The organism is Burkholderia dolosa, from assembly GCF_902499135.1.
Classification (GTDB): Bacteria; Pseudomonadota; Gammaproteobacteria; order Burkholderiales; family Burkholderiaceae; genus Burkholderia; species Burkholderia dolosa.
This window is the reverse complement of sequence record NZ_CABVPR010000073.1, coordinates 1-15,579: the sequence shown is the minus strand read 5'-3', so window position 1 is coordinate 15,579 and position 15,579 is coordinate 1. Positions and strand designations below refer to the sequence as shown.

The 15,579-nt window shown below is 66.8% G+C and carries 10 protein-coding genes, 1 tRNA gene and 1 pseudogene; 6 read left to right on the top strand and 6 right to left on the bottom strand.

Annotation, left to right across the window (positions count from 1 at the left end):
* Positions 1-24: 24 nt before the first annotated feature.
* Positions 25-2,133, top strand: a complete 2,109-nt coding sequence (locus tag BUB20358_RS24285; RefSeq protein ID WP_006763918.1) for a prolyl oligopeptidase family serine peptidase — start codon at positions 25-27, stop codon at positions 2,131-2,133.
* Positions 2,134-2,143: 10 nt separating this feature from the next.
* On the opposite strand, the gene xth is transcribed toward BUB20358_RS24285, so the two are convergent.
* The gene (gene xth / locus BUB20358_RS24280; RefSeq protein ID WP_094190618.1) at positions 2,144-2,920 is read right to left on the bottom strand and encodes an exodeoxyribonuclease III; all 777 of its coding nucleotides are present in this window, start codon (positions 2,918-2,920) and stop codon (positions 2,144-2,146) included.
* A 196-nt stretch (positions 2,921-3,116) separates the two neighbouring features.
* Here xth and BUB20358_RS24275 point away from each other — a divergent pair.
* Positions 3,117-3,193: transfer RNA gene (locus BUB20358_RS24275), tRNA-Met, on the top strand.
* Between the two features lie 111 nt (positions 3,194-3,304).
* Here BUB20358_RS24275 and BUB20358_RS24270 read toward each other — a convergent pair.
* Positions 3,305-3,997: an aspartate/glutamate racemase family protein gene (locus BUB20358_RS24270; protein ID WP_006763920.1), complete on the bottom strand. Its 693-nt coding sequence runs from the start codon at positions 3,995-3,997 to the stop codon at positions 3,305-3,307.
* Positions 3,998-4,133: 136 nt separating this feature from the next.
* Between BUB20358_RS24270 and dinB the strand changes: the two genes are divergently transcribed.
* Positions 4,134-5,297, top strand: coding sequence for a DNA polymerase IV (gene dinB, locus BUB20358_RS24265; protein WP_035972088.1), 1,164 nt, complete (start codon positions 4,134-4,136; stop codon positions 5,295-5,297).
* A 57-nt stretch (positions 5,298-5,354) separates the two neighbouring features.
* Here dinB and BUB20358_RS24260 read toward each other — a convergent pair whose 3' ends face one another.
* The 4 genes from BUB20358_RS24260 to fixL all read right to left on the bottom strand — a co-directional run bounded on the left by BUB20358_RS24260 (position 5,355) and on the right by fixL (position 11,900).
* A complete protein-coding gene (locus BUB20358_RS24260; RefSeq protein WP_035972090.1) occupies positions 5,355-7,442 on the bottom strand; it encodes a M3 family metallopeptidase in 2,088 nt (695 codons plus the stop codon).
* Between the two features lie 212 nt (positions 7,443-7,654).
* A complete protein-coding gene (gene folD / locus BUB20358_RS24255; RefSeq protein WP_035972093.1) occupies positions 7,655-8,512 on the bottom strand; it encodes a bifunctional methylenetetrahydrofolate dehydrogenase/methenyltetrahydrofolate cyclohydrolase FolD in 858 nt (285 codons plus the stop codon).
* A gap of 236 nt (positions 8,513-8,748) precedes the next feature.
* Complete coding sequence (gene fixJ, locus BUB20358_RS24250) at positions 8,749-9,387, bottom strand: oxygen response regulator transcription factor FixJ (RefSeq protein ID WP_006493245.1); 639 nt, start codon at positions 9,385-9,387, stop codon at positions 8,749-8,751.
* Positions 9,384-11,900, bottom strand: a complete 2,517-nt coding sequence (gene fixL, locus BUB20358_RS24245) for an oxygen sensor histidine kinase FixL (RefSeq protein ID WP_174905129.1) — start codon at positions 11,898-11,900, stop codon at positions 9,384-9,386. The genes fixJ and fixL overlap by 4 nt, the downstream gene beginning before the upstream one ends.
* On the opposite strand from fixL, the pseudogene BUB20358_RS28730 reads away from it, so the two are divergent.
* From BUB20358_RS28730 to BUB20358_RS24235, 3 genes and pseudogenes are all read left to right on the top strand, one after another.
* Positions 11,820-12,037 (top strand): annotated as a pseudogene (locus BUB20358_RS28730) (hypothetical protein); the annotation flags it as partial. The gene fixL and the pseudogene BUB20358_RS28730 sit on opposite strands and share 81 nt — an antisense overlap.
* Positions 12,038-12,173: 136 nt before the next feature.
* Positions 12,174-14,870 (top strand): pyruvate dehydrogenase (acetyl-transferring), homodimeric type, encoded by a 2,697-nt coding sequence (aceE, locus tag BUB20358_RS24240; RefSeq protein ID WP_006763925.1) that lies wholly within the window; start codon positions 12,174-12,176, stop codon positions 14,868-14,870.
* 67 nt (positions 14,871-14,937) lie between these two features.
* The coding region (locus tag BUB20358_RS24235) for a biotin/lipoyl-containing protein (protein ID WP_302477266.1) at positions 14,938-15,579 on the top strand (642 nt) is incomplete at its 3' end.

Here is a 15,579-nt window from a genome sequence, read left to right as displayed (position 1 = left end):
AGTCCGCAATCACGCCGATCCGACATGTCCGATTCCTTTCGTTGGCCCGCGGGGGCCGACCCGTTCCGTTTTCTCGAATCGCTCGACAGCGCACGCGCCCGCGCGTGGGTCGACGAGCAGAATGCGCGCACGCGCGCCGCACTGCGCGACGACGACGCGTATCGCGCGCTCGCCGCGCGTCTCGCGAAAGCGTATCTGCCGCGCGAGCGCCCGGTCATCCCGACCCGCTGGCGCGACTGGGCGTACGACCTGTGGCAGGACGATCGCCATCCGAAAGGGCTGTGGCGCCGCACGCGCTGGGACGCGTGGCGCGCAGGGCGGCCCGAATGGGAAACGCTGCTGGACGTCGATGCGCTCGGCGCGCAAGAGGGCGAGTCGTGGGTGTTCGAGCAGGACGCGATCCTGTATCCGGACGGCGACCGCGCGTTGCTGTCGCTGTCGCCCGGCGGCGCCGACGCGGTCGTCGTGCGCGAATTCGACCTCGTGCAGCGCCGTTTCGTCGACGCCGGCTTCACGATCGACACGCCCGGACACCATACCGTCTGCTGGATCGACCGCGATACCGTCTATGTGAGCTGGGACCGCGGCGAAGCATCGTCGACGGCGGCCGGCTATCCGTACGAAGCGCGCCGCTGGGTGCGCGGCACGCCGCTCGAGGATGCGCCGGTCGTATTTCGCGGCGAGCCCGACGACATCAGCGCCGGTGCGTGGTTCGATCCGATCGACGGCCGCCACGTCGCGTGGCGCAGCGTCGATTTCTTCGACGCGCATGCATATCGCCTGACGGACGCCGGCGAATGGGCGCGCTACGACGTGCCGACGCACGTCGAAGTGGGTTTCTGGGAAGGGTGGCTCGTGCTGGAGCCGCGGCTCGACTGGCACTGCGACGGTGTGCGCCATGCGGGCGGCTCGCTGCTCGCGATCCGCGAGCAGGCGTTCCTCGCCGGCTCGCGCGAATTCGCGACGCTGTTCGAGCCTGGCCCGTCGACGTCGGCGTGCACGTGGACGCATACGCGCACGATGCTGATCGCAAGCTGGCTCGACGACGTGCACAACCGTACGATGCTGTGGCAGCCGCGGCAGGCCGACGACGGCACGTGGCAATGGGACGCACGGCCGTTCGTCTGGCCGACCGACGCGCAGATCGACATCGAACCGGTCGAGTCGACGGTGAACGACGACGTGTACGTGGACGTCGACACCTATCTCGATCCGCCCGAATGCTGGCTCGCCGATCTGGCCGACCGCGCGGACGACGCGCCGTCGCGGCGCGTGCTGCTCGACCGGCCGCCGGTGCAGTTCGATGCGACAGGCCTCGTCGTGCGGCGCGCGAGCGCGCGCTCACGCGACGGCACCGTCGTGCCGTACACGCTGATCGGCCCGCGCGACGCGCTGGATCCGGTCGACGGCGCCGCGCGCGTCGCGCGACCGTGCGTGCTGTCGGGTTACGGCGGCTTCGCAATCCCGAATCTGCCGGGCTACAGCGATGCGTTGGGGATCGCGTGGCTCGAGCGCGGCGGCGTCGCGGCGTTCGCGCACATCCGCGGCGGCGGCGAGTTCGGCCCGCGCTGGCACGTCGACGCGCAGCGCGAACATCGGCAACGTTCGTTCGACGATTTCATCGCGGTGGCCGAGGACCTGATCGCGACCGGCGTGACGAGCGCCGCGCAGCTCGGCATCGAAGGCGCGAGCAACGGCGGGCTGTTGGTCGCCGCGTGCATGGTGCAGCGGCCCGACTTGTTCGGCGCGGTGCTGTGTCGCGTGCCGCTGCTCGACATGCGCCGCTATCCGAAGCTGCACGCGGGCGCCGCGTGGCTCGACGAGTACGGCGATCCCGACGATCCGCACGAAGGCGCGGCGCTGGCCGCGTATTCGCCGTATCACCGCGTGCGCGAAGGCGTCGCGTATCCGCCGTTGCTGCTGACGACGTCGACGCGCGACGATCGCGTGCATCCCGCGCATGCGCGCAAGATGGCCGCACGCATGCACGCGCTCGGCCACGAACGGGTGTGGTACTGGGAAAACACCGACGGCGGACACGGCAGCGCCGACGATCTGGAGCGCGCGGAATCCGATGCTGCGGAATTCGGCTTCCTGTGGGCGCACCTCGGGCCCGCGCCGGCGCGCAGCTAGGGTCGCGCGCTCAGCTGACGGTCGCGACGACCGGCGTGTGGTCGGATGGCTGCTCCCACGTGCGCGGCGCGCGATCGACGACGCACGACGTGCACGTGTCGGCGAGCGCCGGCGACAGCAGGATGTGATCGATGCGCAACCCCGCATTGCGGCGGAACGCGAACATCCGGTAGTCCCACCACGTGAAGGTCTTCTCGGGCTGCTCGAAACGGCGGAACGCATCGACGAAGCCGAGCTCGATCAGCTTCGCGAAGTGCGCGCGCTCCTGCGGAGACACCAGGTTCTGGCCTTCCCATTTCGCCGGGTCGTGCACGTCGCGGTCTTCCGGCGCGATGTTGAAGTCGCCGAGCAGCGCAAGCTTCGGGTAGCGCTGCATCTCGGCGGCGAGCCACGCGTGCAGCGCATCGAGCCACTGCATCTTGTAGACGAACTTGTCGGAGTCGACCGCCTGGCCGTTCGGGAAATACGCGGACACGATGCGCACGCCTTCGACCGTCACGGCCACCACGCGCTGCTGCGGATCGTCGAAGCCGGGGATGTTGCGCACGACGTCCGATTCGTCGACGGTCAGCGTGTTGCGCGCGAGGATCGCGACGCCGTTGTAGGTCTTCTGGCCGGTGAACCAGCTGCGATAGCCGACCGCTTCGAGGTCGGCGCGCGGGTATTTTTCGTCGGGCAGCTTCAGTTCCTGCAGGCACAGCACGTCGGCGCCGCTTTGCGCGAGCCAGTCGAGCACGTGCTGCTTGCGGACGTTGAGCGAATTGACGTTCCAGGTGGCGATTTTCATGAACGGGAAGGGTACGTGCGGCGTGAATGCGAAGGCCGCCATCTTACCGCGAGCATGGGGTGCGAACATGCGGTGAAGCGATGACGCGCGCAGCGTGCTGCGTTGTGCCGCATCGGTCGGCAGCAGTGCCGTGACAGACGATTGTGACAAAAGTGTTGACGTAAGTGCTTAACCACCCTATAATTTATTTCTCTGACGCGGGGTGGAGCAGTCTGGCAGCTCGTCGGGCTCATAACCCGAAGGTCGTAGGTTCAAATCCTACCCCCGCAACCAAGCACACCAGACGATGTGCAGCGCAAGTGACCGATGCGCGCTTCGTCGACCAGAACCCGGCTCCGTGCCGGGTTTTTTGTTTTGTCCGGCGATTCTCTATCGGCAGCGAGGTCAGCGTGCGGCCCACTCGACTGCCGCCTTCGCGTGCAGCGCGGTCGTATCGAATACCGGCAACGGCGAGTCTGCCGAGCCGATCAGCAGCGTGATTTCCGTGCAGCCGAGAATTACCGCCTGCGCACCGCGTTGCGCGAGCGATTCGATGATTCTCACGTACGTCGCGCGCGATTCCGCTTCGACGATGCCGTGACACAGCTCGTCGTAGATGATCCGGTGCACGTCGTCGCGCTGCCGTTCGTCCGGTGTCAGCACGTCGATGTCGAATTTGTCGCGCAGCCGCTGCGCATAGAACGGCAGTTCCATCGTGTAGCGCGTGCCGAGCAGCGCGACGCGTCCGATGCCCGCGTCGCGCAGCGCCGCGCCGGTCGGATCCGCGATATGCAGGAACGGCAGCGTCACCGCCGCCTCGATCGCATCGTGCACGCGATGCATCGTGTTGGTCGTCAACACGACGAGCTCGGCGCCGGCCGCTTCGAGCCGCCGCGCGGCATCGGCCATCCGCTCGCCGAGCGCGGCCCAGTCGTGCGCACGCTGCAGCGCTTCGATCTCCGCGAAGTCCACGGTGACCAGCACGCTCTTCGCGTTGTGGTGGCCGCCGTGCAGCGCCTTCGAATGGCGGTTGATCAGCCGATAGTATTCGGCCGACGATTCCCAGCTCATTCCGCCGATCAGTCCGATCGTCTTCATCCGTCACCTGTGCGTTTCATCCATTGCGGCAGCCGAGTATAGGCGTCGGCGCACGCGTGCGGCGGTACGATCGGCGCGAAGCGGGCCGGTACGGCGCAGCAGGCGTCGGCGGCACGCGGCAGTTGAAACGCTCACTGTGTTTTTGTACAGTATCGGCACCGTGAACCCGACCGCCATTCCGCCCGCCGAACCCGGCGCGCCGCCGCCCGGCGCGGCCGCGCCGCGCGTGCGCAAGATCATTCATTGCGATTGCGACTGCTTCTACGCGTCGGTGGAAATGCGCGACGATCCGTCGCTGCGCAACCGGCCGCTCGCGGTCGGCGGGCGGCCCGATCAGCGCGGCGTGATCGCGACCTGCAATTACGAGGCGCGCCGCTATGGCGTGCATTCGGCGATGTCGTCGGCGCTCGCGATGCGCAAGTGTCCGGATCTGCTGATCCTGCCGTCCGCGATGGACAAGTACCGCGCCGCATCGCGGCAGATCATGGCGATCTACCGCGACTACACGCCGGACGTCGAGCCGCTGTCGCTCGACGAGGCATACCTCGACGTCAGCGCGTCCGACAGATGCCAGGGCAGCGCGACACTGATCGCACGCGAGATCCGCGAGCGCGTGCGCGACACCGTCGGCGTGACGGTGTCGGCCGGCGTCGCGCCGAACAAGTTCATCGCGAAAATCGCGTCCGACTGGAACAAGCCCGACGGCCTGTTCGTCGTGCGTCCGCACGAGGTCGATGCGTTCGTTGCCGCGCTGCCGGTGCGCAAGCTGCACGGCGTCGGCAAGGTGACGGCCGCGCGCCTGGACCGGCTCGGCATCCAGACCTGCGCGCAACTGCGCGACTGGTCGCTGATCGATCTGCATCGCGAGTTCGGCGCATTCGGCCGGCGCCTGTACGAACTGTCGCGCGGGATCGACGAGCGGCCGGTGCAGGCGGATCAGGAGCGCAAGTCGGTCAGCGTCGAAACGACATACGTGACCGATCTGACGACGCTCGAGCAATGCGCGGAAGAGATCCGTCGCCTCGTCGTGCAGCTGGATGCGCGGATCGCGCGCGCGGGTGCGGCGCGCGCGATCCGCAAGCTCTACGTGAAGATCCGCTTCGCCGATTTTCAGCGCACGACGGTCGAGTGCGTGGCCGACGCGACGAACGCGGACACGGCGGTCGCGCTGCTCGCGAAGGGTCTGCAACGGCGTGCGCGGGCCGTGCGGCTGCTCGGGGTCGGCGTGCGCATCGACGAGGACACGGCCGCGCGCCGCGGGCAGTTCTCGCTGTTCGACGACGAATCGGCCGCGCAATGAAAAAGGCATCGCCGCAGCGATGCCTTTCGATCTGCCGCGATGACGGCGACCGCGCGCTCAGTGCGCGGGCGCAGCCATTCCGTTGTGGCGCAGCAGTGCGTCGATCTTCGGCTCGCGACCGCGGAACGCCTTGAACGAATCCATCGCCGGGCGGCTGCCGCCGACTTCGAGAATCTCGCGCCGATAGCGCGTGCCGGTCGCCGCATCGAGCACGCTGCCGTTCGCGGCAGCCGCTTCCTCGAACGCCGCGTACGCGTCGGCCGACAGCACCTCGGCCCATTTGTAGCTGTAGTAGCCGGCCGCATAGCCGCCCGCGAAGATGTGGCTGAACGTGTTCGGCCAACGCGAGAATGCTGCCTGCGGGATCACGTGATAGCGCTCGTTGATCTCGCGTGCGAATGCGTTCACGCTCGTCGCGCCGGCCGGATCGAAGTCGACGTGCAGCAGCATGTCGAACATCGAGAACACGATCTGGCGCAGCGTGCCGAGCCCGCTCTGGAAATTCTTCGCGGCGATCATCTTGTCGAACAGCGCACGCGGCAGCGCGGCGCCCGTATCGACGTGCGACGACATCGACGACAGCACGTCCCATTCCCAGCAGAAGTTCTCCATGAACTGCGACGGCAGCTCGACCGCATCCCATTCGACGCCGTTGATGCCCGACACGGCGAGCTCGTCGACGCGCGTCAGCATGTGATGCAGCCCGTGGCCGAATTCATGGAACAGCGTAATGACTTCGTCGTGCGTGAAGCACGCCGGCTTGCCGCCGACCGGCGCCGAGAAGTTGCAGGTCAGATACGCGACGGGCGTCTGCACGTTGCCGCCGCGCTTCGCACGCGAACGCGCGTCGTCCATCCATGCGCCGCCGCGCTTGCCTTCGCGCGCGTACAGGTCGAGATAGAACTGCGCGACGAGCGAGCCGTCGCGATTCTCGACGCGGAAAAAGCGCACGTCCTTGTGCCACACCGGCGCGTCGTCCGGCCTGATCGTCACGCCGAACAGCGTCTCGGTGACCGTGAACAGGCCCTTCAGCACCGCAGGTTCCGGGAAGTACTGCTTGACCTCGTTTTCCGAGAATGCGTAGCGTTGCTGGCGCAGCTTTTCGGCTGCGTACGCGACGTCCCACGGCGCGAGCTCGGTCAGCCCGAGTTCCTTCGCGGCGAACGCGCGCAGCTCGTCCCAGTCCTTCTCCGCATGCGGCCGCGCGCGCGTCGCGAGATCCTCGAGGAACGCGATCACCTGCTGCGGCGATTCGGCCATCTTCGGCGCGAGCGACACTTCGGCGAAGTTCCGGTAGCCGAGCATCTGCGCTTCTTCGCGGCGCAGCTTCAGCGCGTCGGCGACGATGGTCGTGTTGTCCCATTCGGCCTTGCCGTCGCCGTACTGCGGCCCGAGTTCCGAAGCGCGCGTCGCATACGCGCGGTACAGCGTTTCGCGCATCGCGCGGTTTTCCGCGTACTGCAGCACCGGGAAATACGACGGGAAGTGCAGCGTGAATTTCCAGCCTTCCTTGCCGTCCTTCTGCGCGGCTTCGCGCGCCGCCTCGATCGCGTCGCCGGGCAGGCCGGCCAGTTCCGCTTCGTCGTGCGCGAAATACGCATACGCGTTGGTCGCGTCGAGCACGTGATCGGAGAACGCCTTCGACAGCGCGGCCTGCTGCTCCTGCAGCTCCGCGAAGCGCGGTTTCCGGTCTTCCGGCAGCTCGGCGCCCGACAGACGGAAATCGCGCAGCGCGTTGTCGAGGATCTTCTTGCGTTCGGCGGACAGCGTCGCGTATTCGGCACTTGCGGCGATCGCCTTGTACTTGTCGTACAGCGCGAGGTTCTGACCGACGCTCGACCAGAACTCCGTCACGCGCGGCAGGTTCTCGCCGTACGCGGCGCGCAGTTCCGGCGTGTCGGCGACCGCGTTCAGGTGGCCGATCACGCCCCACGCACGACCGAGCGGCTCCGTCGCGCGCTCGACCGTCTCGACGACGTCGGCCCACGTTGCCGGCGTCTCGGGCGCGCTCGCGGTTTCGACCGCGCGATTGGCCGCGTCGAGCAGCGTGTCGAGCGCGGGCGTCACGTGTTCCGGGCGAATCTCGCCGAAGCGGGGCAGGCCGGAAAAATCGAGGAGCGGATTGGTGTTGGCGCTGGCGGACATAAGACTCCCTGTCTGTTGCCGGATGAACCGGGATGAAAAGGGTGGGGCGCGCACGGCACGACGGCGCCCGATACCGACATTATTGGGGCGCGTCGCGCGCTTTCCAATCGTTAGTTTCTAACGGCGCGATTGACGCAGGGTCGGATGCGGGGCGAGGCGACCGCGACGGGCCGCCGCAGAGGCCGGCGCACGAACGCACCGGCCGGCGGGAATTACGCAGCCGCGGCCGCGCGCTCGGCGGATTCGATCGTGTTGATCAGCAGCATCGTGATGGTCATCGGGCCGACGCCGCCCGGCACCGGCGTGATGTAGCCGGCCACTTCCTTCACGCCGGCGAAGTCGACGTCGCCGCACAGCTTGCCCGCTTCGTCGCGGTTCATCCCGACGTCGATGACCGTCGCGCCGGGTTTCACCATGTCGGCGGTCAGGATGTTCCGCTTGCCGACCGCGGCGACGATCACGTCGGCCTGGCGCGTGTGCGCGGCGAGGTCGCGCGTCTTGCTATGGCAGATCGTCACGGTCGCGCCGGCTTCGAGCAGCAGCATCGCCATCGGCTTGCCGACGATGTTCGAGCGGCCGATCACGACCGCGTTTGCACCTTGCAGCGGGATGCCGTGCGCTTCGAACATCTTCATCACGCCGTACGGCGTGCACGGACGGAACAGCGGCTTGCCGGTCATCAGCGCGCCGGCGTTCGCGACGTGGAAGCCGTCGACGTCCTTCTCCGGCGCGATCGCCTCGATCACCTTGTGGCTGTCGATATGCGCGGGCAGCGGCAACTGCACGAGGATCCCGTGAATCTTCGGGTCGCGGTTCAGCGCGTCGATCCGCGCGAGCAGGTCGGCCTCGGACAGCGACGCCGGGTACGCTTCCTTCACCGAATGGAAGCCGTTGTCCTCGCACGCCTTGATCTTGTTGCGCACATAGACTTCGCTGGCCGGGTTGTCGCCGACGAGGATCACCGCGAGGCCGGGCTGGTGGCCGCGCGCGGTCAGCGCGGCGGCGCGTTCGGCGGCCTGCGCGCGGAGGGTCTTCGAGAGAGCGTTGCCGTCGATGAGGAGGGCTGTCATGGTGGTGGGTTCTGCCGGGAAGTTGGAATGCTGGCGTGCGGCACGCGAAGCGCCGCAGCAAAACACGGAATTATACCGTTCGCCTGCCGCCGCCCGACAGCGAATGCGCCGAAAGCGTCATCGCCGCGGCATTCGGACGCCGCCCGAAAACGGCGCCGCCGCGCGAGTGGGCCGCATCGCGCGGCGGCGTGTGCGGCCGCGCCGGCAGGGCCGCCGCGGCGCGCGCCGAGAGTCGCTTACGCCTGCTTCTTCGACAGCGCGAGGCGCAGCAGGTCGGCCACCGTGTTCACGTTGAGCTTTTCCATGATGTTCGCGCGGTGTGCTTCGACCGTCTTGATGCTGATGCCGAGGTCGTCGGCGATCTGCTTGTTCAGGCGGCCGGCGATGATCCGCTCGAGCACCTGCTGCTCGCGCGCGGTCAGCTTCGACAGGCGCTCGCTCGCGGCACGCTGTTCCTGCACGCTCTTGCTTTCGCTTCGGGCCTTGTCGAGCATCCGCTCGACCAGCTTGCGCAGCTCGGCCTCGTCGAACGGTTTCTCGATAAAGTCCATCGCACCCTTTTTCATCGTCGATACCGCCATCGGCACGTCGCCATGACCCGTGACGAAGATGATCGGCAGCGCGGCGTTATCGGCGATCAGGCGCTCCTGCAGTTCGAGGCCGCTCATGCCCGACATCCGCACGTCGAGGATCAGGCACGCGATCTGCCCGGCCTGCTGGGCCGGCTGATACGCGTCGAGGAACTGCTCGGCGCTCGAGAAGCATTGCACGCGATAGCCGTTCGCCTCCAGCAGCCAGCGCAGCGAGTCCCGTACGGCCTCGTCGTCGTCGACGACGAAGACGGTTTCCTGAGTGGTGGTGACAGGGCTATTCATAGTTCTCCCGTAACGGTATGTGATGCCGATGCCTCGGACCCCCCTCGGCCGAGATCAGCGGGTTCCCCAATGGGCAGGCTGCAGTGGAACGTCGCGCCGGAAATGCGGCCGTCCGGCTCGACGTTGTTGACCACCCACAGACGCCCCCGATGCGATTCGATGATCGAACGGCAGATGTTCAGCCCCATGCCCATGCCGTCGGACTTGGTGCTGTAAAACGGTTCGAACAGGCGTTCGGCGGTTGCTTCGTCGACGCCCGGGCCCTGGTCGATCACACGGATGTCGACGAATCCCGCATCGATGTCGGCCACCACGCGGATCACGCCGTCCGCCGACGCCGGCTTCACGTCGGCCATTGCCTCGGCCGCATTCTTCATCAGGTTCACGAGCACCTGCTCGATCAGCACGGGGTCGACATAAATAATAGGCATTCTTGCGAGGATTTCCGTGACGATCCGGATCCTGCGCTTTCTGGCCTCGATTTCGGCGAGGCCGACCGCGTCCGCGACGATGTCCGCGACGCGCGCCGGTTGCCGCTTCGGCTCGCTGCGCTTCACGAATTCGCGGATGCGCTTGACGATCATCCCCGCGCGCAGCGCCTGCTGCGCGGTCTTCTCGAGCGCGGGCTGCAGCGTTTCGGGCGTCGCGCGGCCGCTCTTGACGAGCGCGAGCGTGCCCGAACAGTAGTTGTTGATCGCGGCGAGCGGCTGATTCAATTCGTGCGCAATCGACGACGCCATTTCGCCCATCGTCATCAATCGGCTCGTGAACTGCAGTTTCTCTTCCTGCTGGTGCGCGAGCTCCTGCGCTTTCTTGCGGGTCGTGATGTCGGGCGCGATCTGCATCTGCGCAAGGTGGCCGTCCACCCACTGGATGTATTGACGGCGCACCTCGAACCACTTCTGGATGCTCTCGACGTACACCTCCTGCGCATCGGCGGTGCTGTTCGTCAGCGCGGCGGCGGGCAGGCCCGCGAACGCGTCGACCATGTCGATCGAATCGGACGAGGCCTGCGCGCGGTCGAAGCCGCCGCCGGACAGCTCGAGATGGCCGTCCGGGCGGATGCCGAACAGATGGCGGTAGTAGCGGTTCGCGAACAGCAGCTCCGCTTCGTCGGCGGCGAGCACCGACACCGCGGCGTCGAGGCTCTCGAGCACCGTCGTGAAGCGCTCGTGCGCGGCCGCGAGTTCCTCGCGTGCGCGCTTGGGTTCGGTGATGTCGGTCATCGACGACATCCAGCCGGTCTGGCGGCCGGAGCTGTCGATCAGCGGCGACACGTACAGCCGCGCATGAAACAGCGTGCCGTTCTTGCGCCGCACGCGCAGCTCGAAGCCGGAGCTCGGCGCCTTGCCGCGCAGCGTCATGTCGAGCTGCCGCTGCATTTCCGGGTACGCATCGCGCGGCCAGTACGGGAACGGCGCGACCTTGCCGACGAGATCGCTTTCGTCCCAGCCGGTCATCCGGCAGAACGCCGGGTTCACGTGCGTGATGCGGCCGTGCATGTCGAGCACGCGCATGCCGATCAGCACCGAGTTTTCCATCGCGCGGCGGAAGAACGCTTCCGCGTAGAGCGCCTGCTGCGCTTCGAAGCGCTGGCGCGTGTGCTTCCACAGGCTCCAGAGGCTCCACAGCACGAAGCACGACAGCCCCGCGACGAGCCAGACGAGCGTGTTGTTGGTCAGGTTCGTCAGCTGCGGGAATGCGTATACGCGCACCGTCAGCCCCTGGCCGGGCGGGTCCAGCGGCAGGTCGTAGTGCGAGTCGCGCGGCAGCCGCGGGCGCGTCGACGTCGACGACAGCTCGCGGTTGTTCGCATCGGTGATCGAGATCTTGTACTTCGACGACAGCTCCTGCGGGATGTCGTGCTTCAGGATCCCTTCGACGGAGAACACCGCGGCGATCGACCCGAGATATTCACGGTCGCCGCGCATCACGGGCGTCTGCAGCGTGATGAAGCCGTTGCCGAAGTCGTCGTAGATCAGCGGCGAATACGCCTGGCGGCGCGTGCTGCGCGCTTCGTCGTACGCGCCGCGCACGGCCTCCTGCAGCTGCGCGTCGCCGGGCTTCGCGAGCCGCTGGCCGAGCAGCGGCGGATGCACGCTCGGCCAGCGCTGCACGCCGGGCGCGGTATACCAGTTCAGATAGAGGATTTCCGGATGCGTCTGCATCACGTCCGCGACGGCCATCTGAAACGCGTTCTGATCGAGACGGCCGGAAGCGAGATCGCGCGACAGCGCTTGCAACTGCTCCTGCGCGCCCGTCATCGACAGGCGAATCTGCTGCTGCGCCCATGCGACGTTACGGAACAGCGTGTCTTCCTGTTGCTGCTGTTCGCGGCGATTGAGGCTCCATAGAATGAGGCTCATCACCACGAGGAACACGAGGATCGACAGCAGCGGCGTCAGCAAATAGGAATTGGACCACCACGGTCCGTGGTGCCAACGGGACGGCTGCGACTCCGCCGGCGGGCCCGACGGTCGCGCCGAGCGTGCGAAAAGCCGATCGGTCAACATGGCAGGATTGTAGCGCAGCGCAATACATGGAAAACCCATACCGGATAGGTTGAGCGGAAACGGATTTATGTCGGCGGCACGCGCCGGAAAGCCCCGACGGATGGGTGCAGCGCAGCAATATTCCGCATTACGAGAAAAGATCTCATAATTCGAAAATTTTGTTGCGCGGGCCCGCGCGCGCTCATTACAATCCGCTGGAGCTTGCCCGCAGCCGGTCGCGTCGCGTCGTCTGCACGAGAGCGATCCTCACATTCCAGGACCCAGGAGACGAGAATGTCCGCTGTACCGAACGAAGTGATGAAATATGTCGCCGCCGATCACGACGACGACCCGCAAGAAACCGTCGAGTGGCTCGAGTCGCTCGATGGCGTGATCTCCTCCGTGGGCACCGGCCGCGCGCACTACCTGATCGAAAAGCAGATCGAGTTCGCCCGCATGCACGGCGAACACCTGCCGTTCTCCGCCAACACCCCGTACATCAACACGATTCCCGTCGAAGCCCAGGCGAAGATTCCGGGCGACCAGGACATCGAGCACCGGATTCGCTCGTACACGCGCTGGAACGCGCTCGCGATGGTGCTGCGCGCCGGCAAGCATACGAACGTCGGCGGCCACATCGCGTCGTTCGCGTCGGCGGCGACGCTCTACGACGTCGGCTACAACCACTTCTGGCACGCGCCGTCCGAGCAGCACGGCGGCGATCTCGTGTTCGTGCAGGGCCACTCGTCGCCGGGCGTGTATTCGCGCGCGTTCCTGCTCGGCCGCCTGACCGAGGAGCAGCTCGACAACTTCCGTCAGGAAGTCGGCGGCAACGGCATCTCGTCGTATCCGCACCCGTGGCTGATGCCGGACTTCTGGCAGTTCCCGACCGTGTCGATGGGTCTCGGCCCGATCATGGCGATCTATCAGGCGCGCTTCATGAAGTACCTGCAGGCGCGCGGGATCGCGAAGACCGAAGGCCGCAAGGTGTGGGCGTTCCTCGGCGACGGCGAGACGGACGAACCGGAATCGCTCGGCGCGATCGGGATGGCGAGCCGCGAGAAGCTCGACAACCTGGTGTTCGTGATCAACTGCAACCTGCAGCGCCTCGACGGCCCGGTGCGCGGTAACGGCAAGATCATCCAGGAACTCGAATCGGAATTCCGCGGCGCCGGCTGGAACGTGATCAAGGTGATCTGGGGCAGCCGCTGGGATGCGCTGTTCGCGCGCGACAAGACGGGCGCGCTGATGCGCCGGATGATGGAAGCGGTCGACGGCGAATATCAGACGTACAAGTCGGAGTCGGGCGCCTATGTGCGCGAGCACTTCTTCAACACGCCGGAGCTGAAGGCGCTGGTCGCCGACTGGTCGGACGACGACATCTGGGCACTGAACCGCGGCGGCCACGATCCGCACAAGATCTACGCGGCGTTCCACGAGGCGAGCAACACGAAGGGCGCGCCGACCGTCATCCTCGCGAAGACCATCAAGGGCTACGGGATGGGCGAGTCGGGCCAGGCGATGAACATCACGCACCAGCAGAAGAAGCTGCCGGTCGAGCAACTGAAGAAGTTCCGCGACCAGTTCCGCCTGCCGATCACCGACGAACAGATCGCCGACGTGCCGTACCTGAAGTTCGAGGAAGGCTCGAAGGAACTCGAATACATGCGCCAGAAGCGCATGGACCTCGGCGGCTACCTGCCGCAGCGCCGCCAGAAGGCCACGTCGCTGCCGGTGCCGGCGCTCGACGCGTTCGAGCCGCTGCTCAAGGGCACCGGCGAAGGCCGCGAGATCTCGACGACGATGGCGTTCGTGCGGATCCTGAACATCCTGCTGAAGGACAAGGCGCTCGGCAAGCGCGTCGTGCCGATCGTCCCGGACGAGTCGCGCACGTTCGGCATGGAAGGCCTGTTCCGCCAGATCGGCATCTGGAACCAGGACGGCCAGAAGTACGTGCCGGAAGATTCCGACCAGCTGATGTTCTACAAGGAATCGGAAACCGGCCAGATCCTGCAGGAGGGCATCAACGAAGCGGGCGGCATGTGCGACTGGATCGCGGCGGCGACGTCGTACTCGACGCACGGCGAGATCATGGTGCCGTTCTACATCTTCTACTCGATGTTCGGCTTCCAGCGGATCGGCGATCTCGCATGGGCGGCAGGCGACATGCGCTCGCGCGGCTTCCTGCTCGGCGGTACCGCGGGCCGCACGACGCTGAACGGCGAAGGGCTGCAGCACGAGGACGGCCATTCGCTGCTGTGGGCCGCTTCGGTGCCGAACTGCGTGAGCTACGACCCGACGTTCGGCTACGAACTCGCGGTGATCATCCAGGACGGCCTGCGCCGCATGGTGCAGGATCAGGAAGACGTGTACTACTACATCACGGTGATGAACGAGAACTACGAGCACCCGGCGATTCCGCAGGGCGAGCACGTGGCGGCCGACATCATCAAGGGCATGTACTCGTTCCGCAAGGCGGACGCGAACACGAAGGCGCCGCGCGTGCAGCTGCTGGGCGCGGGCACGATCTTCAACGAAGTGATCGCCGCTGCCGGCCTGCTGAAGAACGACTGGGGCGTCGAAGCCGATCTGTGGAGCGTGCCGAGCTTCACGGAACTCGCGCGCGAAGGTCACGACGTCGAGCGCTGGAACCTGCTGCATCCGACCGAGGAGCGCCGTCTGTCGCACGTGCAGAAGTGCCTGAAGGACACGCAGGGTCCGGTCATCGCGTCGACCGACTACGTCCGCGCGCTGGCCGACCAGATCCGCGGCCAGATCGATCGCCGCTACGTCGTGCTGGGCACCGACGGCTACGGCCGTTCGGACACCCGCGAGAAACTGCGTCACTTCTTCGAGGTCGACCGTCACTGGGTCACCGTCGCGGCGCTCAACGCGCTGGCCGACGAAGGCACGATCGAGCGCAAGGTGGTCGCGGACGCGATCGCCAAGTACAACCTCGATCCGTCCAAGCCCAACCCGATGACGGTTTAACGCGCACGCGCCGACTGATGCCGCGCGCCGCTTCCGCGGGGGCGCGCGGCCCTGGAGACACAAAAAGATGAGTCAAGCGATCGAAGTGAAGGTGCCGGATATCGGCGATTACAAGGACGTACCCGTGATCGAGGTGCTCGTGAAGGCGGGCGACACGGTCGAGCCCGAGCAGTCGCTCGTCACGCTCGAGTCCGACAAGGCGACGATGGACGTGCCGAGCCCCGCGGCCGGCACGGTCAAGGAAGTGAAGGTGAAGGTCGGCGATTCCGTGTCGGAAGGTTCGCTGATCGTTCTGCTCGAAGGCGGTGCCGCGGCCCAGCCGAACGGTTCGGCTGCACCGGCTGCCGCACCGGCGCCGACGGCAGCGCCCGCATCTGCCGCGCCGGCTGCGCCGGCCCCGAGCGCCGCACCGGCGGCGGGCGGCGGCACGATCGAGGTGAAGGTGCCCGACATCGGCGACTACAAGGACGTTCCGGTGATCGAGATCGGCGTGAAGGTCGGCGACACGGTCGAAAAGGAACAGTCGCTCGTCACGCTCGAGTCGGACAAGGCGACGATGGACGTGCCGAGCCCGGCCGCCGGCGTCGTGAAGGAAATCAAGGTGAAGGTCGGCGACGCCGTGTCGGAAGGCACGCTGATCGTGCTGCTCGACGCGGCCGGCGCACCGGCTGCCGCCGCGCCGCAGGCGAGCGCGCCGGCGGCGCCGGCT

What these genes read in the sequence shown, in the direction of transcription:
- fixJ (WP_006493245.1), bottom strand. Translation starts at nt 9,387, where the DNA reads ATGAATAGCCCTGTCACCACCACTCAGGAAACCGTCTTCGTCGTCGAC.
- BUB20358_RS24260 (WP_035972090.1), bottom strand. Translation starts at nt 7,442, where the DNA reads ATGTCCGCCAGCGCCAACACCAATCCGCTCCTCGATTTTTCCGGCCTG.
- folD (WP_035972093.1), bottom strand. Translation starts at nt 8,512, where the DNA reads ATGACAGCCCTCCTCATCGACGGCAACGCTCTCTCGAAGACCCTCCGC.
- BUB20358_RS24270 (WP_006763920.1), bottom strand. Translation starts at nt 3,997, where the DNA reads ATGAAGACGATCGGACTGATCGGCGGAATGAGCTGGGAATCGTCGGCC.
- aceE (WP_006763925.1), top strand. Translation starts at nt 12,174, where the DNA reads ATGTCCGCTGTACCGAACGAAGTGATGAAATATGTCGCCGCCGATCAC.
- fixL (WP_174905129.1), bottom strand. Translation starts at nt 11,900, where the DNA reads ATGTTGACCGATCGGCTTTTCGCACGCTCGGCGCGACCGTCGGGCCCG.
- BUB20358_RS24285 (WP_006763918.1), top strand. Translation starts at nt 25, where the DNA reads ATGTCCGATTCCTTTCGTTGGCCCGCGGGGGCCGACCCGTTCCGTTTT.
- xth (WP_094190618.1), bottom strand. Translation starts at nt 2,920, where the DNA reads ATGAAAATCGCCACCTGGAACGTCAATTCGCTCAACGTCCGCAAGCAG.